Raw genomic sequence first — 25,803 nt, forward strand, 5'->3', positions numbered from 1 at the left:
TCAGGATGTTTGCGCCAGCCGCCGTTTCCCGCCGCAAGGCCTGTGCTAGAGTGACTGCCATTCAAATTACCGGGTAGGCGAGGCGGCGTCAGTCAGGAGAGGAGGGCTCTCCGGCGCATCCCGACATTACCCGACTTCGCCTTCGTGGGTCCGCATGCGCTACCTCCTGATTCTTCTGTTCGTAGTCTGGCCGCTATGCGCCTCTGCCGTGGTGTTCGATGAACATACCCGCATGCTGCCGCTTGGCCAGGTCATCCAGGTGTTCGAGGACGTGCGCGGTGACGCGACTATCGACGAGGTGACCTCGTCGGCGCTGCAGGCGAGTTTTCGCCAGCATGACCAGCCGGTGCTCAACGCCGGCTATTCGCGTTCGGTGTTCTGGCTGCGCCTGGACCTGGAATATCGTCCGCAGCGGCCGGACGGGCCGCAGCCCTGGTTGCTGGAGCTGGCCTATCCGCCGCTGGATCAGTTGGCGTTGTATCTGCCGGACGCCCGGGGCACGTTCCAGCTAGCCCAGCGGACCGGCGACTCACTGCCATTCGCCAGCCGGCAGATCAAGCACCACAACTACCTGTTCGAACTCGACCTGCAGCCGAACCAGCCGCGGCGCGTCTATCTGCGCCTGCAAAGCCAGGGTTCGATCCAGGCGCCGCTGAGTCTGTGGGCACCCAATGCCTACCTGGAAGAGCAGCCCGCACGCGTCTATGTACTCGGCATTATCTACGGCGTGTTGCTGGTGATGCTGATCTACAACCTGTTCATCTTCCTCAGCGTCAGGGATGCCAGCTACCTCTATTACATCCTCTATATCGCCTCGTTCGGCCTCTATCAGGTATCGGTCAACGGCGCCGGCATCGAGTATTTCTGGCCCAACAACCCCTGGTGGGCGAATGCCGCAACGCCCTTTCTGATTGGTTCGGCCGCGCTGTTCGGCTGCCAGTTCGCGCGCAGCTTCCTGCATACCGCCGAACACAGCCCTGGGTCGACCGCACGCTGCTGGCGCTGATGGCCAGCGGTGTCGGGGTGATGATCCTGGCGCTGACCGTCAGCTATGCGTTGTCGCTGCGCCTGGCCACCTACCTGGCGCTGCTGTTCACCGTGGTGGTCTTCGCCGCCGGGGTCATCGCCTGGCTGCGCGGCATGCGCGTGGCGCGTTACTTCATCATCGCCTGGAGCGCCTTTTTGCTCGGCGGCGCAATCAACAGCCTGATGGTGCTCGGCTACCTGCCCAATATGTTCCTGACTATGTATGCCAGCCAGATCGGTTCGGCGCTGGAGGTCGGCTTGCTGTCGCTGGCCCTGGCCGACCGGATCAACGCGATGAAGGAGGAGCGCACGCGGATTCTCCAGGATAGCGGGCGCAAGCTGGAGACGCTGAACCAGGAACTGGCCAACAGTAACCGGCTCAAGGACGAATTCCTCGCCACCGTCACCCACGAGCTGCGTACGCCGATGAACGGGGTGATCGGCTCGCTGGAGTTGATGCAGACGGTCAGTCTGGACGCCGAGCTGGCGCAGTACCAGAAAACCGCCGCCAGTTCGGCGCGGGACATGATGCGCATGGTCAACGACATCCTCGCCCTCAGCGAGTTGCAGGCCGGCAAGCTCTATCCGCGGCGCGAGCCGTTCAGCCTGCGCGGGTTGCTCGACGGCCTGCGCGCGCAGTACGCGCGGCATGCCGAGGACAAGGGTCTGCGCTTTGTCTTGGAGCTGGACGAAAGCCTGCCCGATACCCTCGAAGGCGATGTCGGCAAGCTGGCGCAGTGCCTAAGCTATCTGCTCGACAACGCCGTCAAGTTCACCGCCCAGGGTGAGGTTCGCCTGCGGGTCGGCCGCGCCGGCACAGTGCCCGAGAGCCTGCCGCTGAGCATCGAGGTGATCGACACCGGGGTGGGTTTCACTGCGCCGCAGGACGCGTCCTTGTATCAGCGCTTCCAGCAGTTGGACGGTTCCATGACCCGCGAGTACGGTGGCCTGGGCATCGGTCTGGCGATCTGTCGGCAGCTGGTCGATCTGCTCGGCGGTAGCCTCAGTCATGAGTCACAGCCCGGCCAGGGCAGTCGCTTCCGCTTGCATGTGCCGCTGGCCTTGCCGCTGCCGGCGGCCGCTCAGCCCGCCCTCGTGCGCCGCACCGGCACCCAGGCGCTGCGCCACCCGAACGGTGCACGGTGCTGATCGTCGAGGACAATGCGATCAATCAACTGGTGAGCCGTGGCATGTTACTCAAGCTCGGTTACCGCGTGCGCACCGCCGACAACGGTGCCGAGGCCCTTGAGGTGCTGCGTGGCGAATCGGTCGATGCGGTGCTCATGGATTGCCAGATGCCGGTGATGGACGGTTTCGCCACCTGCCGGGCGCTGCGTGCTTTGCCCGGTTGCCTTGAGCTGCCGGTGCTGGCGATCACCGCCCACAGCCACAGCGGCGACCGCGAGCACTGTCTGGCGGCCGGAATGAATGACTATCTGGCCAAGCCGGTGAAATTCGAGGCGTTGCGCGGCCTGTTGCATGACTGGGTGTTGTGCCGCGCCGGCTGAACCGAACGCATAGGCATGATGGGGGTGGACCGCAGGCGCGTAGTCCGACTAAGCGTCGACGCAATCAGCGGTCGCTCTCCCGGATTGCGCTTGGGCATAGGCTCTATCCGAGCGGAATCTGCGCCACCGAAATCGGACGCAAAAGCCTGATCGACCTCGATGTGGCGCGTCGGTTGTCCAGACTCCAACCCTCTCTCTTGGCCGAAATGCCCCTTTGCGCAAACGCTGAAGCATGATTCACTGAATTCAATTAATGAATCAGGATTCAGGCTATGACTTATCGTACCAGTGCCCTGCGTCTCGACCGCGATCAAGCGCTACGCGAGCGGATTCTCGCCCGCGCCCTGGCCCGCGTAGTCGCTGGCGGTTTTGCCGCCCTGACCATGCAGGCGCTGGCCGAGGACGTGGGCATCGCCACCGGCAGCCTGTACCGGCATTTTCACAACAAGGGCGAATTGGCCGCCGAAGTCTTCGCTATCGCCAGTCAGGGCGAGCTCGAGGCGCTGCTGCAGACCCTGCGTGCCCCGGGCCCACCAGCCGAGCGCCTGGCCGCCGGCTTGCGGCAGTTCGCTGCGCGGGCCTGGCACAGCCGGCGCCTGGCCTTTGCCTTGATCGCCGAGCCGGTCGAGCCACAGGTCGACGAGCAGCGTCTGCTCTACCGCGAGGCCTATGCCGAGTTGTTCGGCGAGCTGCTCGAGGAAGGCAATGCTGCAGGTGTATTCCGCGTCACCCATCTCGGCTTGAGCGCTGCCTGCCTGGTCGGCGCTATTGCCGAAGCCCTGGTCGGTCCCTTGTCTCCCCCCGCGCGCGCTGCCCGCGAAGCGGGTTATCCCGCCCTGAGCCTGAGTGAAGTCAGCCAGGGTCTGGTCACCTTCTGTCTACGCGCCGTCGGCGCCGAGGAGCCTCAGTCATGAATGCCAGTCAGCAAGCCGAAACCCATGAAGTGTTCAATCAGGTGCCGCCGCTGGACGGGGTCAATCTGTACCGTATCGACTTGCCCTTGCAGGAGTGGAACAAACGCTTCGGTGGTGGCTGGGCCGAGGCGCGGATCGACGGTTATGGTGCCTTGGCCGGTGGCGAGTTGATGGCCGCCGGCTTCCTCGCCAACGAGAACAAGCCGGTGTTCAAGAGTCACGACCGCTATGGCCAGCGCATCGACCTGGTCGAGTTCCACCCGGCCTATCACCAGCTGATGAGCGCGGCGATCGAGCATGGCATCCCCACTCGGCCCTGGACCGAGCCGCGTGCCGGTGCGCAGGTCGCCCGCGCCGCCATGAGCTACCTGCACAGCCAGGCCGAAGCCGGCAGCGGTTGTCCGCTGACCATGACCTACGCCAGCGTGCCGGCGTTGCAATTGCAGCCTGATATCGCCGAGATCTGGCTACCGAAGATCCTCTCGACCCAGTACGACCCGCGCAACCTGCCGATCGAGCAGAAGAGCGGCGCCACCATCGGCATGGCCATGACCGAGAAACAGGGCGGCACCGACGTGCGCGCCAACACCACCCGCGCCTACCCGGTCGGCGCGGGCGGGCCGGGTCAGGCCTATGAGCTGGTCGGCCACAAGTGGTTCTGCTCGGCGCCGATGTGCGACGCCTTCCTCACCCTGGCCTACACCGACAAGGGCCTGACCTGCTTCCTGCTGCCGCGCCATCGCCCGGACGGCACGCGCAACGAACTGTATATCCAGCGCCTGAAGAACAAGCTGGGCAACTGGTCGAACGCCTCCAGTGAAATCGAGTACCGCGGCGCCCTGGCCTGGATGGTCGGGGAGGAGGGGCGCGGCGTGCCGACCATCATCGAAATGGTCGCGCTGACCCGCTTCGACTGCATGATCGGCTCCAGCGCCCTGATGCGTCAGGCCCTGACCCAGGCCGCCCATCACTGCGCCTACCGTCAGGTTGGCGGCCGTGTGCTCAGTGAGCAACCGCTGATGCAGAACGTCCTGGCCGACCTGGCCCTGGAAAGCGAAGCCGCCCTGGCCCTGACCCTGCGCCTGGGCAAGGCGCTGGACAGCGCGCATGACCAACAGGAAGACAAGTTCGCCCGCCTGGTCACGGCGGTGGGCAAGTACTGGATCTGCAAGCGCGCGCCGGCCATGATCAACGAGGCCGCCGAGTGCATGGGCGGCGCCGGCTACGTCGAAGACAGCATCCTGCCGCGGCTGTACCGCGAGGCACCGGTCAACTCGACCTGGGAAGGCTCCGGCAACGTGCAGTGCCTGGACGTGCTGCGCGCGCTGTCGAAGGAGCCGGGCGTGCTCGATGCACTATTCGCCGAGCTGGGCGACGGCCATGGCGATGCCCGGCTGAAAAGGCATATCGACCAACTCCAGGCGGATTTTCGCGATGCCGACGACATCCAGTACCGCGCCCGCCAACTCACCGAAGACGTGGCCCTGGCCCTGCAGGCCAAGCTACTGCTGGAAGCCGGCAACACCGTGGTAAGCGATGCCTTTATCGCCAGCCGTCTGGGCGGCGGCGGACGGGTCTACGGCACCCTGCCGCGCGGCATCGACGTCGCCGCACTGGTCGCGCGCAGCACGCCGCAGCTGCTTTGAGGCAGTAGGGAGGGAGGTGAGTAGCGACATGCTCCCCGCGCCAGCGGGGGTGAACCGTACGGTGGCAGCCAGTCGGCCTCCTCTGTAAGTGTTCCCCGCGTCAGCGGGGATGGCAGCGGGCAGGGTGCTGCTATCGAGCTGCTCAGGTACCCCTGCATCAATAGGGGTAAGCGATGTAACTGATCCAGCGCTTGACCCGGGGGCCGCCCCGCGGTTGCAGACTGGCGGCCCCCCTTGCAATGGAGTGAGTGAAATGACCCGCCAACAAGCCTTCCAGCACGAGTACCATCAGGCCCGCCTGCAGCGCGGCATCGATCTACAGGCCGAATTGCGGCATCTGGAGCGCGCGCATATCCTCGGCCAGTCGCGCTTCGCCGATCACCTGCGCAGCCACCTCTGGCTGCTGGCCTGGGCCTGGCGCCAGCGTGACTGGGCGGAGTTGGCCGCGCAGTTGCTGCGGGTGCCGGGTAGCCTGGGTTCGCTGCTTGGCTGGTATCCGCTCGGTAACCCCGGCACCCGGCGGGTCGGGCCCTTGACTGCGCAGCCGTTGCCGGAGGATCTCCAGCGATTGCTGGAGTAGCCACGCCGCGCTATGCCAAGGCGCGGCGATCAGGGCAAGATAGGGAGGTGTATTCAGCCAGGAATAGCTGCCGTGACCCTCAGTTCAGAAGACTTCGTCGTCGCCACTACTGCCGAAGAGGCTGTGGATCGCCTGGCCGCCCTCCATCAGCAGGCCACCAGCGCCCTGAATCGGGCGCTCAAGCGCTATGTCAAGGAGGGTATCAAGCCGGACGCCGAGCAACTGCGCCAGTTCCACTACCCCGAGCTGCGCCTGACCTACCTGTGTCAGGGCGAGGTGCCCACGACTTTGCGTGCCTATGCCAAGGTCCAGGTGCCGGGTACCTATAGCATCACCGTGACTCACCCCGAGGCGTTCCGCAGTTACTTGCTGGAGCAACTGCAGCCGCTGATGCATGACTTTACCGTGTGTGTCGAAGTGGGTATCAGTCAGCAGAATATTCCCTATCCCTATGTGGTCGAGCATGGCGATGAGCTGGCAGGGTCGGGGGTTACCGCCGCCCAACTGGCGCGGGTCTTCCCCAGCACCGACCTGTCCGCCGCCACCGACGGCACTGCCGATGGCCTCTACGACTGGGAGAGCGCGGAGCAATTGCCGCTGGCGCTGTTCGATGCGGCGCGCGTCGATTTTTCCCTGCGCCGCCTGGTGCATTACACCGGCAGTGACTGGCGCCATGTGCAACCGTGGATTTTGCTGACCAACTATCACCGCTACGTCGACCAGTTCATTCGTCACGGCCTGGATGTGCTGCAGGCTGATTCGCGTTTCATGCGCATGGTGCTGCCGGGCAACGTGGTGATCGAACGCGGCATGGCCGAAGGCGAAATGCAGGCGATCATCGAGACCGTGGTCTGGCACCGCTATCAGATGCCGGCCTACCACCTGCAGGGCGCCAGTCCTGGCGACGGCATCACCCTGGTGAACATCGGCGTGGGGCCGTCCAACGCAAAAAATATCACCGACCACCTGGCCGTGCTGCGTCCGCACTGCTGGCTGATGATCGGTCACTGCGGTGGCCTGCGCCAATCGCAGACCATCGGCGATTACGTGCTGGCCCACGCTTACATGCGCCGCGACGGCATTCTCGATCGGGTGCTGCCGCCCAATATTCCCCTGCCGGCCCTGGCCGAAGTGCAGATGGCCTTGCAAGAGGCCGCCGCGCAAGTCACCGGCGAGCATGGCGATGCGCTCAAGCGGCGCCTGCGTACCGGCACCGTACTGACTTACGATGATCGCAACTGGGAGTTGCGCTGGGCTCAGGAGCGGCCGCTGATCAACCTGTCGCGCGCCGTGGCGGTGGACATGGAAAGCGGCACCATCGCCGCCCAAGGCTATCGCCTGCGGGTGCCCTACGGCACCCTCTTGTGCGTCTCGGATAAGCCGCTGCACAGCGAGATCAAATTGCCTGGTGCGGCTGGCGCCTTCTACGAGCGGGCGGTGACCCAGCACCTGCACATCGGCATCGCCGCCCTCGATCTGCTGCGCAGTCAGCTCAACTCGCTGCACTCGCGCAAGCTACGCAGCTTCGACGAGCCGCCGTTCCGCTAGCTAGCTGACCGCCGTCTCGGTTCGCGGGCATGGGACTGGGCGTCCGCCCCCGCTCCTACAGGGGTAGGGCGGGCGCACCTCATGGCCTCGGCAATTACTTGCTGGCGTCCAGCACCACCCGGTAGCGCGCCTTGCCGGCGCGCAGGTGGTCGATGGCGTCGTTGACCCGGCTCATGGGGAACATCTCGACCTGCGGCAGGATCTGGTGACGGGCGCAGAACTCGAGCATGGTCACCATGTTCGCGGGCGAGCCCACCGGTGAGCCGGACAGGCTGCGTTGGCGCGGGATCAGGTTGAACACATGCACCGGGATGGCGCTCGGCACTATGCCGACGAAGTGCAGGCGACCCTTGCCTCCGAGGGTGCCGATCAAGGCATTCCAGTCCAGATCCGCGCTGGCGGTGATCAGGAGGAAATCCAGGCTGCCGGCGATGGCCTTGAGGGCCGCGCTGTCGGTCGAGGCGACGACCTTGTGCGCGCCCAGGCGCTTGGCTTCTTCCTGCTTGTTTAGCGACGACGTGAAGGCGGTGACTTCGCAGCCCCAGGCGTTGAGAAAGCCCAGGGCCAAATGACCCAGGCCGCCGATGCCGACCACGCCGACCTTGTCGGTGGGTTTTACGTTGAACTCCAGGAGTGGGCTGAATACCGTCGAACCGGCACAGAACAGCGGACCGACCAGACTGGGGTCCAGTCCTTGCGGCAGGGGGATGGCCCAGGCCCAGTGGCTGCGCAGGCGGTCGGCGAAACCGCCGTTGCTGCCGATGATGGTCGGTTTTACCGAACCGCAGAGCTGGTGCGCGCCCTCCATGCAGGAGTGGCAGTGCATGCAGCTGCCCTTGTACCAGCCGATACCGACCCGCTGGCCAAGTTCGAGGCCGCGCACCTGCTCGCCGACACGGACGATGCGGCCGACCACCTCGTGCCCGGGGATAAAGGGATAGCGGGCGTTGCCCCATTCGTTATCGATCATCGACTGGTCGGAGTGGCAGATGCCGCAGTATTCGACGGCCACCTCGACCTCCTCGGCGCCCAGTGGGCCGGGGTCGTAGCTGTGCTGTTCGAGAGGCGCGCCTGGCGTCTTGGCGGCCCAGCCGGTGAAGGTGTCGAGTACGGATTCGGACGAGCTCATGCGGATTCCCTCTGTGCGGGTAACAGAACCCAACCAGCATAGTCGCCCGCGCGGCCGAAGGAATCCCCCATAAGCCGGGCTGATGGTCGAAGGGTGGCCTCGGTTACACTGGCCGCCCCGTTTCTGCTCCCGGAGCCTGCATGCCACGCCCGCCCCGTTCTGCCACGCCATCGCGATCCGCCGGCAAGCCTGTCATCCGACGGGTGGCCAAGGCGCCACCGACCGCGCCGCGCTTGCTGCTGCTGAACAAGCCCTTCGATGTATTGACCCAGTTCAACGACGAGCAGGGTCGCGCCACCCTCAAGGACTTCGTCGCGGTTCCCGGGGTCTACCCGGCCGGGCGCCTGGATCGTGACAGCGAGGGCTTGCTGCTGCTGACCAATCACGGTGGCCTGCAGGCGCGAATTGCCGATCCCAAGCACAAGCTGGCGAAAACCTATTGGGTGCAGGTGGAAGGCGAGCCGACGGCCGAACAGCTACAGCGCCTGTGCGAAGGCGTCGAGCTGAACGACGGGCCGACCCTGCCGGCCGAGGCGCGCTTGCTGGATGAGCCGCAGTTATGGCCGCGCGATCCGCCGGTGCGTTTTCGTAAAAGCGTGCCGACCGCCTGGCTGGAGCTGGTGATTCGTGAGGGGCGCAACCGTCAGGTCAGGCGCATGACCGCGGCTGTGGGCCTGCCGACCCTGCGTCTGGTGCGCGTGCGCATCGGCCCGTGGAGTCTGGACGGTCTGCAACCCGGCGAGTGGAAAGAAGTCGAGGCGCGGTTGTAGGGCGGTCCGGGCGGCGTTCCGTTCGGAGCGAAGCGACAGCCCGCCAGCTTTGTGCCGCGTCGGTGACCCACGGTGCACTGCCTGCGGCGAGTGACACCCTACAATGCGGATTGCTATGGCTCAGACGCCTTCCAGGCTGGCAATCACCACGGTCTTGATCAGGAAGCCGAGCACGCCCAGGCCTAGGGCGAGGAACAGGATCATGCTGCCGAAACGTCCGGCCTTGGACTTCTTCGCCAGGTCCCAAACGATGAACGCCATGAACAGCACCAGGCCGCCGACCAGTACGGTCATCATCAATTCTTCGAGCACTTGCGGATCCATCGTGACCTCAATTGGCTGACATCGGGCTGCCAGGGGCAGGGCAAAACGCCGGCGATTATACGCCAGCCCTTGGGCTTGTCGGCGACCGTCGGTAAGCGCCGGTCAGCTGCGCAGGTGCTGCAGTGGCAACTGGGTGCTGGAGAGGATCTGTTGCAGGACGAAGCTCGAGCGCACGCTGGAGACGCCCTCGATGCGGGTCAGGGTGCCGAGGAGGAATTGTTGGTAATGATCCATGTCCGGCACCACCACCTTGAGCTGGTAGTCGGCATCCATGCCGGTGACCAGGCTGCACTCCAGCACTTCCGGGCATTGGCGGATCATGTCCTGGAAGTGCTCGAAACGCTCGGGGGTGTGTTTGTCCATGCCGATCAGGACATAGGCGGTGAGGGTCAGGCCGAGCTTCTTGCGATCGAGCAGGGCGACCTGGCCGAGGATGTAGCCGTCGTCCTCCAGTTGCTTGACCCGCCGTGAGCAGGGCGAAGGTGACAGGCCGATGCGCTCGGCCAGGTCCTGATTGGACAGGGTGGCGTCGCGCTGCAATTCGGTGAGGATATTCAGGTCGTAGCGATCGAGTCTGGTCATGTCTGGCGTTCTTTAATCTATTGGTTGCGATCAATCATGCGCTGTTAGTTAAAAATTGCGCAAGTGGCGTGTTAATCAGCATTATTCGCAATCTTTAACTGCGCCGGTATCTGTAATCTTTGCCTTAGTTTCACGGCCCGGACGACACGTCCACCCGGCTCGCTCAATCAGGCGAACCGGCGCCGCCGGCCTTACCAGGCCGTCACGGCACCCGGGTCCGCACTGCCCAATCAGGCGGGCGACGAAAGCGGCAACAGAATTGCCAATAGCGGACACTTGCCCCAGGCAAGAAAAAAGGGAGACCGTAAGGTCTCCCTTTTTTCTTGGCGCGATCCCAAGACATCAGCGTCCTCGTCGGAACGATGTTTGGCCGCTCTCTCTGTTCATTGCATCATTCGATGCCGAAGACGTAGCGCAGCAGATAGCCGGTCAGGTACGCCAGAGCGGCCGCCGCGCCGCCGGTGAGCAGGGTGCCCAGGCCGGCGCGCAGCAGCGGCTTGGCAAATACCAGGCTCTTCAACATGCCAATGGAAAAGAACACCGCCGCGGCCAGGGCCGTGCTCAGGAAGAATTGGCGCTGGGTGTCCAGGCTGGTGAAAAAGAACGGTAGCAACGGGATGGCGCCGGCGACCAGAAAGGTCGTAAAGGTCACCGCGGCTGAGCGCGCAGGGTCCAGCTCGACGGTCTGCAGGCCGTGCTCTTCGATGAGCATGGTTTCAACCCAGAGTTGGCGATCCTGGCTGATGGTGCTGACGATCGCCTCGAGAATGTCGCCGCTGAAGCCCTTGCGGCAGAACACCTGGCGGATTTCTTCGCGTTCACCGGCGGGCACCCTGTCAATGTGTTCCTCTTCCATGCGCCGGGCCTGTTCGCGGAACTCGCGCTGAGCCTTGATCGCCTCGTAGTTGCTGACGGCCATGCTGAAACCATCGGCAAATAGGTTGGCGAAGCCCATGATCAAGGCGACCGAGGCCGAAAATCCGGCACCGACAGCGCCGGCGACGATGGCAAAGGTGGTGACGCAGCCGTCTATTCCGCCGAGCACGGCATCGGAGATGGTTTGCGGCTTGTTCTTGCTATTCAGGCGCTTTTCGATGGCGGCGGGCTGGTGCTCGCGGTAAAGCGTCTCGAGGCTGGGCTTCTTCATGGGGCCATGTCCACAGAGCGGATACGCCCTCTCAGCATATGCGGGAAATGCGTTGTGCGATGGGTTTGGCCGGCCGCCTGCCCGCCGATCGGCGCTTGGGTGACTATCCAGGCCTTGGCCGCAGGCGGGTTTTTGCCGCGACCGCGATGATCATCAGGCGGCGCTGGGGTCGAGTGGATCGGCATGCACCAGCACTTCGGCGCGGGAGAATTCGGCGTGAATCGCGTGCTCCACCCGCTCGCACAGTTCATGGGCCTGCAACAGGCTCAGTTCGCTGGGCAACTCCACATGCAGCTGGACGAACCAGCGGGTGCCAGACATGCGCGTGCGCAGGTCATGCACGCCGAGCACGCCGGGTATGCCGCAGGCCAGCAGGTGCATGCGCTCGCTGAGCTCCGGCGCCAGCTCCTTGTCCATCAGCACGGCCGAGGCCTCGCGGGCGATGCTCAAGGCGCTCCAGAGGATGAAGAAGGCAATGCCGATACCGAACAACGCATCCAGTTGCGGCCAGCCGAAGCTGGCCAGCAGCAGGGCGAGCAGGATGCTGGCGTTGAGCAACAGGTCGGAACGGTAGTGCAGCGAGTCCGCACGGATCGCGGTGGAGCCGGTTTCGCGCACCACATGGCGCTGGAACAGCAGCAGGACGGCGGTTAATGCCAGCGACAGCAGCATCACCGCCACGCCCAGGGTCGCTGCGCCGAGTGGTTGCGGGTTGAGCAGGCGTTCTACGCCATGCATGCCGACCAGTACCGCACTGATGCCGATGAACAGCGCCTGGCCAAGTCCGGCCAGGGCCTCGGCCTTGCCGTGTCCGTAGCGATGGTCTTCGTCCGCCGGGCGCAAGGCATAATGCACGGCGATCAAATTAAGCAGGGAGGCGGCGCCATCCAGCAGCGAGTCGGTGAGGCCGGCCAACAGGCTGACCGAGCCACTCAACCACCAGGCGATGGCTTTGGCCAATGCCAGGGTCAAGGCCACGGCCAGCGCCGCGAAGGTGGCCTGGCGCATCAGGCGGGCATGCTGCGGCGGTATAGTCACAAAATCTTGCTCTCGGTGTCAGGCCTGGCCTAGAGAACTAGGCCAGGGTTGTGGCGGGGCTCGCGGGCGCTTAAGCGGCCGGTCGCAGACCGTAGACCGCCAGTTGCTCGGCGCTGGCGCTGCTGTGGATCAGGCGTGGGTCGTCGAGCGGCAGGCTGTGACCGGTGTGCTGCTCGATCAGGGCTTTGAGGCGGGCGTTATCGATCTTGCCATCGGCATCCATCGCCTTGTTCAGCTCTTGCGGATCGACCTGGGCATGTTGCCCGTTCGGCAGGTAGATGGCGCCAGTGGCAAAGTCGATGCCGAAGGCGATCAGGCCGGGGATCACATAAAACAGGATGCCGACGGCATTCAGTGCCGCCACCACCGGGTCGATCCGGCCTTCGATCTGGCCGCGCCGATCGGGGAAGAACAACGTGCCGCATGCGCTCAATTGGGTGAGCAGGGCGACGGCGAGAGCGCCGCCGATAACACGGTATTGGGTGCGCATGGCATACCTCCAGATATAAGTGGCGCAACTATAGCAAGCCGGCTGGGGCAAAACTGCTGCGCATTGATATGACTAAGGTAAGACCTGCAGAGCAGGGTGGCGGTTCGCCGCTATAATCGCCGGCCAGATTGGAGCGTTCATGAATTCCTTGCCTATCGACGTCCTGTTACCCGCGCTGCGCCAAGCCCTGGCGAGCCGTCATGAGGCCGTGCTGGAGGCCCCGCCCGGCGCCGGCAAGACCACCCGCGTGCCGCTGGCCCTGCTCGACGAACCCTGGCTGGCCGGGCAACGCATCATCATGCTCGAGCCGCGCCGCCTGGCCGCGCGTGCCGCCGCTGAACGCCTGGCCAGCGAGCTGGGCGAGGCGGTTGGCGAAACCGTCGGCTACCGCATCCGCCTGGACAGCAAGGTCGGACCGCGCACCCGCATCGAGGTGGTCACCGAGGGCATCCTCGCCCGCCGTTTGCAGGACGACCCGGCGCTGGAAGGCGTCGGTCTGGTGATTTTCGATGAATTTCACGAGCGCAGCCTGGATGCCGATCTGGCTTTGGCCCTGTGCCTCAACGGTCGCGCGCTATTTCGTCAAGGCGCGGGGCGCGGCGAGGATTCCGGCGAGCCGGCGCTCAAGGTGCTGCTGATGTCGGCGACCCTGGAAGGCGAGAAGCTGGCCGCGCTGCTCGACGATGCGCCGGTGCTGCGCAGCGAGGGGCGGATGTTTGCGGTGGAACTGCGCTGGGGCGCGCCTTATCAACCCGGCGAGTGGTTGGAACCCAAGGTGGTGCAGACGGTGTTGCAGGCGCTGGCCGACGAGCCGGGCAGCCTGCTGGTATTTCTCCCCGGGCAGGCGGAGATCCGCCGGGTCAATGAGCAGTTGGCCGAGGCGCTGGCCGGGCGCAGCGAGATCCTCCTGTGTCCGCTGCATGGCGAGCTCGACCTCAGCGCCCAGCGCGCGGCCATCGAGCCGGCACCTGCCGGTATGCGCAAGGTGGTGCTGGCGACCAATATCGCCGAGACCAGCCTGACCATCGACGGCGTGCGCGTGGTGGTGGACGCCGGTCTGGCGCGGGTGCCGCGCTTCGATCCGGGCAGCGGCATGACGCGCCTGGACACCCAGCGGATTTCCCGCGCGAGCGCCACCCAGCGTGCCGGTCGTGCCGGGCGCCTGCAGCCGGGAGTTGTTATCGTCTGTGGTCGCAACATCAGCACGAGCAACTCGCCGCCTACGGCGCGGCGGAAATCCTCCAGGCCGATCTGGCCGGCCTGGCCCTGCAGTTGGCGCGCTGGGGCGTGACGCCGGCGGAGCTGGCTTGGCTCGATCCGCCACCGGCGGCGGCCTATGCCCAGGCCGTGGATCTGCTGACCCGGTTGGGCGCGCTGGATGAGCGCGGGGTCCTGACGAGCCATGGCCAGGCCATGGCCGAATTGCCGGCGCACCCGCGCATCGCCCATCTGCTGCTGCGCGGCCAGGCGCTGGGCTTGGGCGCGCTGGCCTGCGACCTCGCCGCCTTGCTCGGCGAGCGCGATATCATGCGCGGCGGACAGTGCGGGCGGGAGCCGATTTGCACAGCCGTCTGGCCCTGCTCTGCGGCGCGAGTAAGGCTGCGCGTGGCGCCCAAGGCGGGGTGCAACGGGCGCGGCAGTTGGCCCGGCAGTTTCACGGTTACCTCAAGCGCACCGCCGTCGCCGCGGCGGTGGCCGATCCCGAACATCCGCGCTGGCTCGGCGCCCTGTTGGCATTCGCCTACCCGGACCGGGTGGCCCAGCAGCGCCGGGCGGGAGGCGGCGAATACCGTCTGGCCAACGGCCGGGCGGCGTTGTTCGCCGAGACCGATGCGCTGATGAAGCACGAATGGCTGGTGCTGGCCGATCTCGGCAGCCGTCAGGGCCAGCGCGAGGAACGCATCTACCTGGCCGCCGACCTCGATCCGCAGCTGTTCGAGACGGTGCTGGCCGAGCAGGTCAGCGTGCACGAGGAGCTGGACTGGGACGAACGCGAAGGCGTGCTGCGCGCCGAACGCCAGCGCAAGCTGGGCGAATTGGTGCTTAGTCGCGAACCCTTGACTGGCCTGGACGAGGCGGCACGCAGCCGCGCCTTGCTCGGTCTGGTGCGGCGCAAGGGCCTGGCGCTGCTGCCCTGGACCCCGGAACTGCGCCAGTGGCAGGCGCGGGTGGCCTTGCTGCGTACGCTGGAGCTGACAGCCAAGGGCGTCAGCGAGTGGCCGGATGTCAGCGATGCGGCGCTGTTCGCCAGCCTGGAAGACTGGCTGCAACCCTATCTGGACAAGGTCAAGCGCCTCAGCCATTTCGCCAATCTCGAGTTGGCCGGGATACTTCAGGGGCTGTTGCCCTGGCCGCTGCCGCAGCGCCTCGATGAACTGGCGCCGCGCAGTCTGCAGGTGCCGTCCGGTTCGCGCATCGGCCTGGATTACAGCGAGCAGCCGCCGGTGCTGGCGGTGCGTCTGCAGGAACTGTTCGGCCTGGCCGAGACGCCGCGTATCGCTGGCGGCCGGCAAGTGGTCAAGCTGCATCTACTGTCGCCGGCGCGTCGCCCGGTGCAGGTGACCCAGGACCTGGGCAACTTCTGGCGCAGCACCTACAGCGAGGTAAAGAAGGACCTCAAGGGTCGCTACCCCAAACATTACTGGCCGGACGATCCGCTGATCGCCGAACCCACCGCGCGGGCCAAACCGCGCAAATAACGGGTAAAGACCAGTTCCTAGGGCAGGCGCAGATCCTCGCCTGCCGCGTCGAGTTCCTGGTAGGCGCGGTCCAGAGCATCGCGCAGGGCCTCGGCGGCGGGGGCGTGGCGCGAGACGATCAGCTTCAAGGGCACGCGTTGCAGCTGCACATAGGGCAGTTCGGTCATGCCCAGACGGAGTCGCGCTTGTTCCACCGGAGTCTGGTAATCCAGCAGAAAGTCGCCGCGGCGCCGCTGCAGCATTTCCAGGGCGGCGCTGTGGGTCGCGGTACGGTGTTGCATGATCGCCAGGGCTGGGTCGTTGAGCAGCGCATTGGTCTGTGGCCAATAGCTGTAGCCGCTGATCATGATCACCCCGCGTCCTTGCAGGTCTTCGGGAATTCGCGGCAGCAGGGTGTCGCGACGAAAATACAGGTTGAGGACGATTGCCCCAATTGCGCGCGGGTTTCCAGAGTGTGCTCGGCCAGCCCGGCTTTGCCCGGGGCGCCGGGCCAGAGCTGGATGCTGCCATCGCGCAGGCCGTTGTACAGCCTCTCGCCCGGGTAAGAACGGAATACGGCCTGATAGCCGGCGTGCTGCAGCAACCGCGTGGTCAAGCGCAGGAGCGCTCCTTGTGGGCGGCCCTGGTCGTCAGTGTAGGAGTAGGGCGGAAATTCATAAAAACCGACCTGAATCTGCGGGCGTGCCCCGTCGCTGGCGCTGTGAGCCGGGCTCGCGTTGGCCCAGAGGGCGGCGGTAAGAACTAGGCAGAAGATTCTAAGCATTGGCTTGGTTGCGGCGCTTGGCCGTCTTGTAGTTATAAAACCATCACATAGCTGAGAATGACGAGGAGCAATGAACGCTGTCCAGCGAAATCTCTTGTCGGCCCGGTTGAGCGTCGCTGACAGCGGGCACGCGAACCTCGTTAAATCATCGCCACTAGCAAGGCTGGCAGCCTGCCGGCCTGAGTTCTTCCGAATCCGGGGTACGCAGGGCGCAAGGCGTGCGTGGACTATGCTGAAAAAACCAGGAGGCTGGCGCGCAACGGTTGGATGAGGTTTGGTGCCGCCGACTTTGCTGGTGTGGATTCGTATGATGAAGTGAGGAGCTAGCATGACTGAGCCGCTGATTGCCCAACGAGGCCCCTTTGCGGTCGAGGTGCAGGCCGGGAAAGACTATTTCTGGTGTCGGTGCGGGCGTAGCGCGAGCCAGCCGTTTTGCGACGGCAGCCATAAAGGCACTGACATCACGCCGCTGAAATACCATGCCGAGCAGCGCGACACCCTGTACTTTTGCGGATGCAAGCATACCCAGGCGCCGCCCTGTTGCGACGGCAGCCATAACAAGCTGTAGTACCAGCAATCAGCAGAGCCGGGGGGCAATCCATGTATCGCAAGGTCTTCGCCAGTAAAGTATTCGATCGCAAGGTGGTGTTGATCAGCGGCGGTTGCGCCGGGATTGGCCGCGCCCTGGCCGTGCGGTTGGCCCAGGCCGGCGCGCGCCTGGTGATTCTGGATCTGCAGCAGCAGGCGCTCGATAGCCTGGTGCAGCACCTGGCCGATCATCACAACGCCGAGGCGCTGGGGCTGGTCTGCGACGTCGCCGATGCCGAGGCGGTGCAGCGTGCCGTCGCCCTGGCCGTCGAACGCTTTGGCGGCATCGACGTGCTGGTCAACAATGCCGGGATCACCCACCGCAGCAGCTTCGCCGAGACCGAGCTGGAGGTGTTCCAGCGGATTATGGCGGTCAACTACTTCGGTGCCCTGCATTGCACCAAGGCGGCGCTACCCAGCCTGCAGGCCCGCGCTGGGCAGATCATCGTGCTCAGTTCGTTGTCCGGTTTCTCCCCGTTGCTGTACCGCAGCGCCTACAACGCCAGCAAACATGCCCTGCATGGCCTGTTCGAAACCCTGCGCTACGAGCTGAAGGACAGCGGGGTCAGCGTGATGCTGGTGTGCCCCGGCTTTACCGCCACCGACCTGCGCAAAAACGCCCTGGTCGGTGATGGTTCGGTGGCCCCGCAGCCGCCGCTGGCGATGGGCAAGGTCGCCTCGCCGCAGGATGTCGCCGAAGCCATCTACCTGGCGGCGCTCAAGCGCAAGCGCTTGTTAATCCTGTCCAACGTCGACTGGCGGGCGCGGGTGCTGGCGCGCTTCTTCCCACGGCTGTTCGAGCGAGTGCTGTTGCCGCGCCTCTCCGGTATGAAGCCGCAACGCCCGGGCCGCGGTTGAGCCGCGCTCGTGACAATAGCCAACGTGACGTGGCCGAATGTGTGTCGTAGCGATGAACCCTGGTGCACGAGGTTGTTGGGCGAACGGTAGGGCGGTCCGGGCGGCGATCCGATCGGAGCGCAGCGACAACCCGCCAGCTTTTGTGCCGCGCCGCGCAACCATGGCGCACTGCCTGCGGCGAGTGACACCCCACGGATCGCGGGTTGCTCGAGGTGATTGGTCTGAGCGAGGGGCGCCTGGAGACGGCCGCAGTAAGCGAGGGGCTCAGTCTTCGACCGGCTCGATATACAATTCATAGTCCTGTTCCAGATCCCAGTACGTCGCTTCGATCTTGTGGCCGTCGAGGTCGCGGACAAAGCAGCCGTAATAGGGTTCGCCGTATTCGGCGCGCGGGCCGGGTTCACCTTCGCCGCTCGCGCCAGCTGCCAAGGCTGCTGCGTAGAAGGCATGCACGGCGGCCTGGTCCGGCGCAACAAAGCTGAAGTGAGTGCCATTGCCGACACTCGCCGGCTGACCATCGATCGGCGTCTGCACCCAGAACTCCGGGTATTCGCGGCCATAGGCCACGGCCCCTGGGTGGGCGAGTATGCGTTTGCAGCCAAGGGTCGGCAGCAGCTGATCGTAGAAGGCCACGGCCTTGTCGAACTGATTGGTACCGAGGGATATGTGCGACAGGATGCTGGGGTTGGCGTCGGCCATTTTGCGGTCCTCCTTGATGATTGACCCCTAACAGCCTAGCCCGGATTTAGTCCTCTGCCGGCAGCGTAGCGCGCAGCATGAACAGGCGAAACAGCACCACGGTGGCGAACAGCTGGAGAAAGCCGTTGGCGCTGTCGAGCAGCAGACTGAGCAGCACGTCCGGTTGCGTGCCCTCGGCCGGCTGGCTGGCCCAGGCGAGCAGCCACAACGGCAGCATGACGCACAGTACGCAGGTCAGAATCTGCCAGAAGTAGCCGCTGGTCCGCTCGAAACTCTCATGCAGCGCCTTTATCGGGCTCAGCCCACGCAGTACCAGCAGGTACTCGGCGAATGCCAGCTTGATCATCATCCACAGGCCCGGCAGCACGAACAGCGAGGCGCCGAGCATGATCGCCAGGGTGCTCAGGCCTGCCAGCAGGGCAAAGCTCGGCCACAGGCGCAGGCTGGCGGCGAGCAGGTCGCGGTTGGCTGGCGTTTCGCCCCGGCTGCGCGCATCGAGGAACAGGATCAGCGCCGCGGTATAGAGCGGGTAGAACAACAGGCCAACCAGAATGCTGTAAACCGCCGCCGCTTCGATCCCGATCTGAGCGCTGACGAATTGCTGCACCACGGCTTCGAGTACCACCAGGGGCAAGCACAGACGGATGATCGCCAGCAGGTTGTGGCTGAAGAAAAACCAGGCGTCGCGCAAGACGTGAAACGCATTCATGGGCAGTGGTCGCGGTCGAGAGAGCGGGGCGCCACTTTAGCCGATAGCGCCAGGCGCTCCAAATGGTGCGTGGCAAGGCCGCGGCGGGTTGCGAGTGGTCGGTACGCAAATGCGCCGGCTTGGGTCTCCGGATAAATGGCGTAACTGATCAGGCCGCTGTTGCGCATGCGCACAAGCCGGCCCGGCGTATCTGGCATACTGAGCGGCGTTTGTTGCCCTCAAGAGGATTACCGGTGAAGAAGATCGCCGTATTCGCCGATGTACAGAACCTCTACTACACCGTGCGCCAGGCCTATGGCTGCCACTTCGACTATGCCGCGCTGTGGGCCGACATCAGCCAGCACGGGCAGATCGTCGAGGCCTATGCCTATGCCATCGACCGTGGCGATGCCAAGCAGCAGCAGTTCCAGCAGATCCTGCGCAATCTCGGCTTTACCGTGAAGCTCAAGCCCTATATCCAGCGCAGCGACGGCTCGGCCAAGGGCGACTGGGACGTGGGCATCACCATCGACATCATGGACACCGCGCCGCGAGTCGACGAGGTGGTGCTGGCGTCCGGCGATGGCGATTTCGATCTGCTGCTGGAGAAGATCCGCAGCAGCTACGGGGTCGAGGCCGTGGCCTACGGCGTGCCGGGGCTGACGGCACAATCACTGGTCCGTGCGGCCAGCCGTTATGTGCCGATTGAAGGCGCGTTGTTGTTAAGAAATTGATAGTCGTTGAGAAACTGATAAATGCTCGAAGCTCCGATAGCCGTCCTCGATTTTGAAACCACTGGCATGTCGCCGGCGCAGCAGGCCCGCGCCACCGAGATCGGCGTGGTCATCGTCGAAGGCGGGCAGATAGTTGCGCGTTACCAGAGCCTGATGAACAGTGGCGCCTGGGTGCCGCCTTTCATCGAGCAGCTCACCGGGATCAGCAACGCCATGCTGCGCAACGCCCCGCCGGCGGCGCAGGTGATGAACGAGGTAGCGGATTTTGTCGGCGATATTCCCTTGCTGGCGCATAACGCCTCCTTCGACCAGAAGTTCTGGGATGCCGAACTGGCGCTGATCCGCCGCACGCGGGTGCAGCCGTTCGCCTGCTCGTTGTTGCTGGCGCGCCGCCTGTTGCCGCAGGCACCGAACCACAAGCTCGGCACCCTGAACCGTTGGGCGCAACTGCCGGACACCGGCCAGGCGCACCGTGCGCTGGCCGATGCGGAAATGGCGGCCAACCTGACCTGCTTCATGGCCGCGCTGTTGCGTGAGCGGCACGGCATCGCCGGGGTTTCCCACGAGTTGCTGTGCAGCCTGCAGAAGGTTCCCGCGGCCAAAATGGCGCTGACCCTGCAACGCTTGCGTGGGGAGTAACTAGGCTGCTTATTAGTACGCTTGCCGCTTCAGCCGGAGCCCGATAGCAACACTTCAATGGCCTGGTTTGCCTGTTAGGTAGAATTTAAGGTTGCCAAAAAATGATAGTAGACGAGCTCATTCAACTAGTTAAAAACGTTGTCTATAACGCTCGCGCGGCATTTTCCCAGCCGGAAATCTATACGCAGATTGGCATTGTTCTAGCGATTTACCTGGTTGCCTGGATGCTTGCTGGTCGCATCAGGAAATATGCCCCCTTCCTTGATGTAAGTCAGGAAGAAGCTGCCACCCATCCCTTGCGTAAATTTATTGGCAAGGTGGGCAGTTTGATTTTTCCGGTGCTCGCGATCTTGATGTTGCGAATATCCGTTGAAGTAAGTGAGGGCGCATTAAATCAGGGTTGGCTGGTGCAGACAGCGCTGACGGTTGCCATATTGCTGCTGTTTTATTCGGTTGTCCGTGACTTTATCCAGAACAAGATTGCGGCGGGGGTATTCAAATGGCTGGGCCTGCCGCTGTTGTTTCTGCACCTGCTGGGTATTCTGACTGGCTTAATAGCCATACTCGAATCCATATCAGTAACCGTAGGCAATATTGAAATTTCAGTTTACGGTATCGCCCGCGTTGCCATTTTTGGTTCGCTGCTGTTCTGGCTAGGGCGCATTAGCAGTAAAACCGGCCGATCGTTCATCACCCATCAGGAAAGCCTCGATATACGCACCCGCGAAGTGGCTGCGAAACTTTTCGAGGTGGCGATATTCTTCCTGATAGCCCTGTTGATCTTGCAGGTCATGGGCATCAACCTCACCACGCTCGCGGTGTTTGGCGGCGCGATTGGTGTCGGTATTGGTTTAGGGCTGCAGGCCATTGCGTCCAACTTTATATCCGGAATTATCATCCTGCTGGACCGCTCTGTGTCGATTGGCGATTATGTCGAACTGGATGACGGTCGCACCGGAATCGTGCGCGAGTTGAATATGCGCTCCACCACGCTGGAAACCTTCGATGGCAAAGATATTGTGGTGCCTAACGAAAAATTCATCGCCGAAATATTTACCAACTGGACGCACAAGGACAAGAGTCAACGTTATCGAGTTGATTTTTCGGTCGCCTATCATTCCGACATCAGGAAGCTGGTCGAGATTATCAAGGCGGTAGTCGCCAGTCACCCGCAGGTGTTTAGTGGCGACGCTGTACCGTTTGAGGAACGTCCCGATTGTGAAATAGACAGCTTTGGCGATTCCGGCATCAACATGTTTGTTGAGTTCTGGATGGAAGGCATCGACGACGGTAAGAACCGGGTGGGCGGTGACCTGCTGTTGATGATTTTGGAAGCGCTACAAGAACACGGTTATGAAATACCCTTCCCACAGCGAGAGATCCGGGTGGTAAACAAAGGTTTTTCAGTCGATCGCAAGCAGGGCGATTAAACGCCGCTGTTAAAAAAGGGGAAGGGGTTGATTTATTCAACGCGCCTGCCCCTTTTATCCTTCGCCGCGGTAGTACCTCGATGGCCTGAATGACTTAGGGCAGGATCACCAGATGGTTGGGCAGTTCGTTGCGCTCGTGGGTGGCCGGCACATGCAGTTTCAGTTGCTCGCCGCAGGCCTGAATGCAGCCGAGAAAACCTTCCAGGGTCTGGCCCTGTTTCACCCGCTGGGTGAAGTCCGCGACTATGGCCTGCCAGGTGGCATCGGGCAGCCGGCTGGAAATGCCGCGGTCGACCAGAATCTCCACATAGTGCTCGGCCTCCGAAACGAAGATCAGCATGCCGGTCGCACCCGTCGTGTGGTGCAGGTTGTGCTCGAGAAACTGCCGGCGCGCCAGGTTGGAGGCACGCCAGTGGCGCACGGCGCGCGGAATCAGGCGGCTGGCCAACGCGGGAATGCGCAGCAGCAGGCTCAAGCCGACAAAGGTCAACCACTGCACCAGCAGCAATTCCTGGGCGCTTAGCCAGGCGACAAAGTAATTCACCGCGCCAGGCACCAGCAGCGCCACCAGGCTGGCCCAGAGCAACGGGATGTAGGTGTAATCGTCCGCCTGGGCCGCCAGCACCGTCACCAACTCGGCATCGGTCTCGCGTTCGACCGCGCTGATCGCACGGTTGACCTGCTGTTGTTCGCTTTCATTCAATAAAGCCATGGGGTCTGTTTACTCGTTGAATTGAATTACCAGCCGCCGGAAGCACCGCCGCCGCCGAAGCCACCGCCGCCACCACCAAAACCGCCGCCGCCACCGAAGCCGCCGCCGCGCGAACCGCCACTGGCCATGCCCGCAGCCAATAGTCCGCCGAGCAGTAGCCCGCGACGTCCGCCGCGCCCACCGCCGATCAGGCCGATAACGATTAGCAGCAAGACGAAGAAGGGGATCGCCTTGGGCTTTTTCTCCGGCTCGGCGCTGGCGGCCAGTGGTTGACCGCCCAGCACCTGGAGAATCGCCGCGACACCGTCACTGATGCCCTTGGCGTAATCACCGCTCTTGAAGGCGGGCGTGATGACCTGGTTGATGATCACCGAGGATTGCGCATCGGTCAGGCGACCCTCGAGGCCATAACCGACCTCGATGCGCAGTTTGCGTTCGTCACGGGCGATCAGCAGCAATGCGCCGTTGTCCTCGCCTTTCTGGCCGATGCCCCAGTGGCGGCCCAGCTGAAAGCCAAACTCCTCGATGGCCAGCCCTTGCAGGTTCGGCAGGGTAACCACCACCACTTGCTCGGTGCTGGCTGTTTCATGCGCCGCCAGCAATTGCGTCAGGCGCGCTTCGGTTTGCGCATCGAGCAGCTCGGCCTGATCGACCACCCGTCCGCTGAGTGGCGGGAACTCGGGTTCCTGGCCTGGGCCATCCAGGCACAGGCGCACAGCAGCAAGAACAGCGGCAGGCGTAGCGTGACTGCCATCAGAATTTCACTTCTGGGGCATTTTCCGCCGCCGGAGTGGTCGCTTCGAAATTCTCGCGCAGCGGCATATCGCTGTACATCAGGCTATGCCAGACGCGCCCGGGAAAGGTGCGGATCTCGGTGTTGTAACGGCTAATCGAGGTGATGAAGTCGCGCCGGGCCACCGCGATGCGGTTTTCCGTGCCTTCCAGCTGGGATTGCAACGCCAGGAAGTTCTGGTTGGACTTCAGGTCCGGGTAACGCTCGGAGACCGCCATCAGTCGGCTCAAGGCGCCGGTAAGTTGTTCCTGGGCCTGCTGGAACTGGCGCATTTTTTCCGGATTGTCCAAGGTGCTGGCATCCACCTGGATGGAGGTGGCCTTGGAGCGCGCCTCGATCACCGCAACCAGAGTCTCCTGTTCCTGCTTGGCGAAGCCCTTGACGGTCTCCACCAGATTGGGAATCAGGTCGGCACGTCGTTGGTATTGGTTCTCCACCTGGGACCAGGCGGCTTTGACTTGTTCGTCGTAGGTGGGAATGTTGTTGACGCCACAGCCGCTGAGCAGCGTAGCCATGACCAACAAGGCCGCCACTCGCCCGCTGAATCCGTATCTCGATGTCATCTGCATGGTCCGTTGATTTCCGTTTTCAGTCATAAATAGAGTTTCACCCTACCTGTCCCCCTGGCGATAAGCCAATCGTGACGGTCCTGCGCGGTGGTTGTCCGGCGCGCATCGGTAGCCATTTGACAGCCTTGGAGGCGCAAGTTTCGCGGCTGGGCCGCGCGTTCGCGCCGGTCGCGCAACAGAAACGCGATGGCCAGCCCGGGGCAGGGTAAACTGCGCGCATTCGCCTATTAGTCTCCCTGTTCTGGTTGCCCTCATGACCTTCGTTTCCCTCGGCCTGATCGATCCCTTGCTGCGCACCCTCGACGGCCTCGGCTATGCCACCCCCACCCCAGTGCAGGCCCAGGCCATTCCGCCGATCCTCAAGGGCCTCGACCTGATGGCCGCGGCACAGACCGGCACCGGCAAAACCGCCGGCTTCGCCCTGCCGTTGTTGCAGCGCTTGATGATGGAAGGGCCGCAGGTGGCCAGCAACTCGGTGCGCGCCTTGGTGCTGGTGCCGACTCGCGAGCTGGCCGAGCAGGTGCAGCAGAGCTTTCTGACCTACGGGCAAGACCTGCCGCTGCGCAGCTACGCGGTGTACGGCGGGGTCAGCATCAACCCGCAGATGATGAAGCTGCGCAAGGGCCTCGACGTATTGGTCGCCACCCCCGGCCGGCTGCTCGACCTGTACCGGCAGAACGCGGTCAAGTTCAACCAGCTGCAGGTGCTGGTGCTGGATGAAGCCGACCGCATGCTCGACCTGGGCTTCGCCCGTGAGCTGCAGGACGTATTCGCCGCACTGCCGAAAAAACGCCAGACCCTGCTGTTTTCCGCAACTTTCTCCGAAGCCATCCGCGTCATGGCCAACCAGATGCTGCACGACCCGCTGAGCATCGAGGTCAGTCCGCGCAATGCCGCGGCCAAGTCGGTCAAGCAGTGGCTGATTCCGGTGGACAAGAAGCGCAAGAGCGAGCTGTTCCTGCACCTGTACCAGAGCAAGCGCTGGAGCCAGGCACTGGTGTTCGTCAAGACCCGCAAGGGCGTCGATGAGCTGGAAGCCGAGTTGCAGCGCCACGGCATCAGTGCCGATGCGATCCACGGTGACAAGCCGCAGGCCACCCGTCTGCGCGCCCTGCAACGCTTCAAGGATGGCGAGATCAAGGTGCTGGTGGCCACCGACGTGGCGGCCCGCGGCCTGGATATCGACGACATGCCACTGGTGGTCAACTTCGACCTGCCGACCGTCGCCGAAGACTACGTGCACCGCATCGGCCGCACCGGTCGTGCCGGCGCCACGGGCCAGGCAGTGTCGCTGGTCTGCGCCGACGAGGTGGAGCTGCTGTCGGCCATCGAGACCCTGACCCAGCAGGTACTGCAACGCATCGACGAGCCTGATTTCATCCCCGACCATCGGGTGCCGCTGACCCTGGCCGGCGGCCAGGTGGTGAAAAAATCGAAGAAGCCGAAAAAGCCAAAAGTGGTCGGCGGCGGCAAATCCGGCAGTCTTGGCCGCTGGCTGGAAAGCGACGAACCCGCTGCGCCTGCAGTCAAGGCCGTGCGCAAGGTGCCGAGTTTCGGCGGCAAACCGGCCAAGGGCGGCAGAAAAACGTAGTTGCTGTTGAGCTTGCGAAGCATTCCGCCCGGCGTCCTAGCTTCGTAGGGCGGATTAGCGGCAAGTTGCATTGACGTCGAGCCAGGCTATTCGCGCCGCGTAACCCGCCGTTGCGTCCGCAGCCATTCTGCGCCTTGGCTGGTCGCTTGCGGCGGGTTACGGCGCGCGTTGGCCTGCGGTCGACCGGGAGCGGGTGGCGCGCCTAACCCGCCCTACGATTCTGCGCGCAGCCAGGCTCGACGCCGGGGTTTGGGGAGACGCCGGCGATGACGCCGCCGCGTAACTCAGCATTGCACTCGCGGGCGCTCGGCACTGTCGGGGACCGCGTGCGCGCGATG

22 protein-coding genes and 3 pseudogenes are annotated in these 25,803 nt (G+C 63.9%); 13 read left to right on the top strand and 12 right to left on the bottom strand.

Annotated elements, in window-relative coordinates; all coding sequences use genetic code 11:
- Nucleotides 1-154: 154 nt before the first annotated feature.
- From B2D37_RS21815 to amn, 5 genes and pseudogenes are all read left to right on the top strand, one after another.
- Nucleotides 155-2,534 (top strand): annotated as a pseudogene (locus B2D37_RS21815) (7TM diverse intracellular signaling domain-containing protein).
- Nucleotides 2,535-2,806: 272 nt separating this feature from the next.
- A complete protein-coding gene (locus B2D37_RS21820; RefSeq protein ID WP_079204660.1) occupies nt 2,807-3,448 on the top strand; it encodes a TetR/AcrR family transcriptional regulator in 642 nt (213 codons plus the stop codon).
- Complete coding sequence (locus tag B2D37_RS21825; RefSeq protein ID WP_079204661.1) at nt 3,445-5,094, top strand: acyl-CoA dehydrogenase family protein; 1,650 nt, start codon at nt 3,445-3,447, stop codon at nt 5,092-5,094. Before B2D37_RS21820 ends, B2D37_RS21825 begins: the two co-directional genes overlap by 4 nt.
- A 253-nt stretch (nt 5,095-5,347) precedes the next feature.
- Nucleotides 5,348-5,674, top strand: coding sequence for a DUF3703 domain-containing protein (locus B2D37_RS21830; RefSeq protein WP_177345254.1), 327 nt, complete (start codon nt 5,348-5,350; stop codon nt 5,672-5,674).
- 72 nt (nt 5,675-5,746) lie between these two features.
- Nucleotides 5,747-7,222 (top strand): AMP nucleosidase, encoded by a 1,476-nt coding sequence (amn, locus tag B2D37_RS21835; RefSeq protein ID WP_371915415.1) that lies wholly within the window; start codon nt 5,747-5,749, stop codon nt 7,220-7,222.
- A gap of 94 nt (nt 7,223-7,316) precedes the next feature.
- Here the strand turns inward: amn and B2D37_RS21840 are convergent, their stop codons facing one another.
- Entirely contained in the window at nt 7,317-8,351 is a 1,035-nt protein-coding gene (locus B2D37_RS21840; RefSeq protein ID WP_079204664.1) for an NAD(P)-dependent alcohol dehydrogenase, read from the bottom strand.
- 203 nt (nt 8,352-8,554) lie between these two features.
- Here B2D37_RS21840 and B2D37_RS21845 point away from each other — a divergent pair, with 203 nt between their 5' ends.
- The gene (locus B2D37_RS21845; RefSeq protein WP_177345300.1) at nt 8,555-9,121 is read left to right on the top strand and encodes a pseudouridine synthase; all 567 of its coding nucleotides are present in this window, start codon (nt 8,555-8,557) and stop codon (nt 9,119-9,121) included.
- A gap of 120 nt (nt 9,122-9,241) precedes the next feature.
- On the opposite strand, the gene B2D37_RS21850 is transcribed toward B2D37_RS21845, so the two are convergent.
- The 5 genes from B2D37_RS21850 to B2D37_RS21870 all read right to left on the bottom strand — a co-directional run bounded on the left by B2D37_RS21850 (nt 9,242) and on the right by B2D37_RS21870 (nt 12,702).
- Nucleotides 9,242-9,445: a DUF2788 domain-containing protein gene (locus tag B2D37_RS21850; RefSeq protein WP_079204666.1), complete on the bottom strand. Its 204-nt coding sequence runs from the start codon at nt 9,443-9,445 to the stop codon at nt 9,242-9,244.
- A 102-nt stretch (nt 9,446-9,547) separates the two neighbouring features.
- Nucleotides 9,548-10,027, bottom strand: a complete 480-nt coding sequence (locus tag B2D37_RS21855) for an Lrp/AsnC family transcriptional regulator (protein WP_079204667.1) — start codon at nt 10,025-10,027, stop codon at nt 9,548-9,550.
- A gap of 391 nt (nt 10,028-10,418) precedes the next feature.
- Nucleotides 10,419-11,174 (bottom strand): VIT1/CCC1 transporter family protein, encoded by a 756-nt coding sequence (locus B2D37_RS21860; protein WP_079204668.1) that lies wholly within the window; start codon nt 11,172-11,174, stop codon nt 10,419-10,421.
- 153 nt (nt 11,175-11,327) lie between these two features.
- Nucleotides 11,328-12,182, bottom strand: a complete 855-nt coding sequence (locus B2D37_RS21865; protein ID WP_079205067.1) for a cation diffusion facilitator family transporter — start codon at nt 12,180-12,182, stop codon at nt 11,328-11,330.
- 100 nt (nt 12,183-12,282) lie between these two features.
- A complete protein-coding gene (locus B2D37_RS21870; protein WP_079204669.1) occupies nt 12,283-12,702 on the bottom strand; it encodes a polyribonucleotide nucleotidyltransferase in 420 nt (139 codons plus the stop codon).
- Nucleotides 12,703-12,841: 139 nt separating this feature from the next.
- Here B2D37_RS21870 and hrpB point away from each other — a divergent pair.
- A pseudogene (gene hrpB / locus B2D37_RS21875) lies at nt 12,842-15,401 on the top strand (ATP-dependent helicase HrpB).
- Nucleotides 15,402-15,418: 17 nt separating this feature from the next.
- Here the strand turns inward: hrpB and B2D37_RS24270 are convergent.
- Nucleotides 15,419-16,164 (bottom strand): annotated as a pseudogene (locus tag B2D37_RS24270) (bifunctional lytic transglycosylase/amino acid ABC transporter substrate-binding protein).
- Between the two features lie 328 nt (nt 16,165-16,492).
- On the opposite strand from B2D37_RS24270, the gene B2D37_RS21885 reads away from it, so the two are divergent.
- On the top strand, nt 16,493-16,732 hold the full coding sequence (locus B2D37_RS21885; protein ID WP_079204670.1) for a CDGSH iron-sulfur domain-containing protein: 240 nt from the start codon (nt 16,493-16,495) through the stop codon (nt 16,730-16,732).
- A gap of 32 nt (nt 16,733-16,764) precedes the next feature.
- Nucleotides 16,765-17,610, top strand: a complete 846-nt coding sequence (locus tag B2D37_RS21890; protein ID WP_079204671.1) for an SDR family oxidoreductase — start codon at nt 16,765-16,767, stop codon at nt 17,608-17,610.
- A 264-nt stretch (nt 17,611-17,874) separates the two neighbouring features.
- Here B2D37_RS21890 and B2D37_RS21895 read toward each other — a convergent pair whose 3' ends face one another.
- Nucleotides 17,875-18,309: a VOC family protein gene (locus B2D37_RS21895; protein WP_079204672.1), complete on the bottom strand. Its 435-nt coding sequence runs from the start codon at nt 18,307-18,309 to the stop codon at nt 17,875-17,877.
- A 46-nt stretch (nt 18,310-18,355) separates the two neighbouring features.
- Entirely contained in the window at nt 18,356-19,018 is a 663-nt protein-coding gene (locus B2D37_RS21900) for a YciC family protein (protein ID WP_079204673.1), read from the bottom strand.
- Between the two features lie 233 nt (nt 19,019-19,251).
- Here B2D37_RS21900 and B2D37_RS21905 point away from each other — a divergent pair, with 233 nt between their 5' ends.
- The 3 genes from B2D37_RS21905 to B2D37_RS21915 all read left to right on the top strand — a co-directional run bounded on the left by B2D37_RS21905 (nt 19,252) and on the right by B2D37_RS21915 (nt 21,800).
- A complete protein-coding gene (locus tag B2D37_RS21905) occupies nt 19,252-19,731 on the top strand; it encodes an NYN domain-containing protein (protein WP_079204674.1) in 480 nt (159 codons plus the stop codon).
- A gap of 21 nt (nt 19,732-19,752) precedes the next feature.
- Nucleotides 19,753-20,370, top strand: a complete 618-nt coding sequence (locus tag B2D37_RS21910; RefSeq protein ID WP_079204675.1) for a PolC-type DNA polymerase III — start codon at nt 19,753-19,755, stop codon at nt 20,368-20,370.
- A 101-nt stretch (nt 20,371-20,471) separates the two neighbouring features.
- Nucleotides 20,472-21,800 carry a mechanosensitive ion channel family protein gene (locus tag B2D37_RS21915; protein WP_079204676.1) on the top strand — a complete coding sequence of 443 codons (1,329 nt, stop codon included), beginning with the start codon at nt 20,472-20,474 and terminating at the stop codon, nt 21,798-21,800.
- A 94-nt stretch (nt 21,801-21,894) separates the two neighbouring features.
- Here B2D37_RS21915 and B2D37_RS21920 read toward each other — a convergent pair whose 3' ends face one another.
- From B2D37_RS21920 to B2D37_RS21930, 3 genes are read right to left on the bottom strand one after another with little or no spacing between them, the layout of a single operon-like run.
- Complete coding sequence (locus B2D37_RS21920) at nt 21,895-22,512, bottom strand: TPM domain-containing protein (RefSeq protein ID WP_079204677.1); 618 nt, start codon at nt 22,510-22,512, stop codon at nt 21,895-21,897.
- A gap of 26 nt (nt 22,513-22,538) precedes the next feature.
- Nucleotides 22,539-23,228 (bottom strand): YgcG family protein, encoded by a 690-nt coding sequence (locus B2D37_RS21925; protein ID WP_079204678.1) that lies wholly within the window; start codon nt 23,226-23,228, stop codon nt 22,539-22,541.
- Between the two features lie 37 nt (nt 23,229-23,265).
- A complete protein-coding gene (locus B2D37_RS21930) occupies nt 23,266-23,868 on the bottom strand; it encodes a LemA family protein (RefSeq protein ID WP_154067137.1) in 603 nt (200 codons plus the stop codon).
- Between the two features lie 259 nt (nt 23,869-24,127).
- Here B2D37_RS21930 and B2D37_RS21935 point away from each other — a divergent pair, with 259 nt between their 5' ends.
- On the top strand, nt 24,128-25,465 hold the full coding sequence (locus B2D37_RS21935; protein WP_079204680.1) for a DEAD/DEAH box helicase: 1,338 nt from the start codon (nt 24,128-24,130) through the stop codon (nt 25,463-25,465).
- The last annotated feature ends 338 nt before the right edge of the window (nt 25,466-25,803 follow it).

Source organism: Pseudomonas sp. CC6-YY-74 (genome assembly GCF_002025205.1).
Taxonomy (GTDB): Bacteria; Pseudomonadota; Gammaproteobacteria; order Pseudomonadales; family Pseudomonadaceae; genus Aquipseudomonas; species Aquipseudomonas paeninsulae.

Coding starts and splice junctions, on each gene's coding strand:
- B2D37_RS21820 (WP_079204660.1), top strand. CDS start 2,807: ATGACTTATCGTACCAGTGCCCTGCGTCTCGACCGCGATCAAGCGCTA.
- B2D37_RS21825 (WP_079204661.1), top strand. CDS start 3,445: ATGAATGCCAGTCAGCAAGCCGAAACCCATGAAGTGTTCAATCAGGTG.
- B2D37_RS21830 (WP_177345254.1), top strand. CDS start 5,348: ATGACCCGCCAACAAGCCTTCCAGCACGAGTACCATCAGGCCCGCCTG.
- B2D37_RS21840 (WP_079204664.1), bottom strand. CDS start 8,351: ATGAGCTCGTCCGAATCCGTACTCGACACCTTCACCGGCTGGGCCGCC.
- B2D37_RS21850 (WP_079204666.1), bottom strand. CDS start 9,445: ATGGATCCGCAAGTGCTCGAAGAATTGATGATGACCGTACTGGTCGGC.
- B2D37_RS21855 (WP_079204667.1), bottom strand. CDS start 10,027: ATGACCAGACTCGATCGCTACGACCTGAATATCCTCACCGAATTGCAG.
- B2D37_RS21860 (WP_079204668.1), bottom strand. CDS start 11,174: ATGAAGAAGCCCAGCCTCGAGACGCTTTACCGCGAGCACCAGCCCGCC.
- B2D37_RS21865 (WP_079205067.1), bottom strand. CDS start 12,182: ATGCGCCAGGCCACCTTCGCGGCGCTGGCCGTGGCCTTGACCCTGGCA.
- B2D37_RS21870 (WP_079204669.1), bottom strand. CDS start 12,702: ATGCGCACCCAATACCGTGTTATCGGCGGCGCTCTCGCCGTCGCCCTG.
- B2D37_RS21885 (WP_079204670.1), top strand. CDS start 16,493: ATGACTGAGCCGCTGATTGCCCAACGAGGCCCCTTTGCGGTCGAGGTG.
- B2D37_RS21890 (WP_079204671.1), top strand. CDS start 16,765: ATGTATCGCAAGGTCTTCGCCAGTAAAGTATTCGATCGCAAGGTGGTG.
- B2D37_RS21895 (WP_079204672.1), bottom strand. CDS start 18,309: ATGGCCGACGCCAACCCCAGCATCCTGTCGCACATATCCCTCGGTACC.
- B2D37_RS21900 (WP_079204673.1), bottom strand. CDS start 19,018: ATGAATGCGTTTCACGTCTTGCGCGACGCCTGGTTTTTCTTCAGCCAC.
- B2D37_RS21910 (WP_079204675.1), top strand. CDS start 19,753: ATGCTCGAAGCTCCGATAGCCGTCCTCGATTTTGAAACCACTGGCATG.
- B2D37_RS21915 (WP_079204676.1), top strand. CDS start 20,472: ATGATAGTAGACGAGCTCATTCAACTAGTTAAAAACGTTGTCTATAAC.
- B2D37_RS21920 (WP_079204677.1), bottom strand. CDS start 22,512: ATGGCTTTATTGAATGAAAGCGAACAACAGCAGGTCAACCGTGCGATC.
- B2D37_RS21930 (WP_154067137.1), bottom strand. CDS start 23,868: ATGACATCGAGATACGGATTCAGCGGGCGAGTGGCGGCCTTGTTGGTC.
- B2D37_RS21935 (WP_079204680.1), top strand. CDS start 24,128: ATGACCTTCGTTTCCCTCGGCCTGATCGATCCCTTGCTGCGCACCCTC.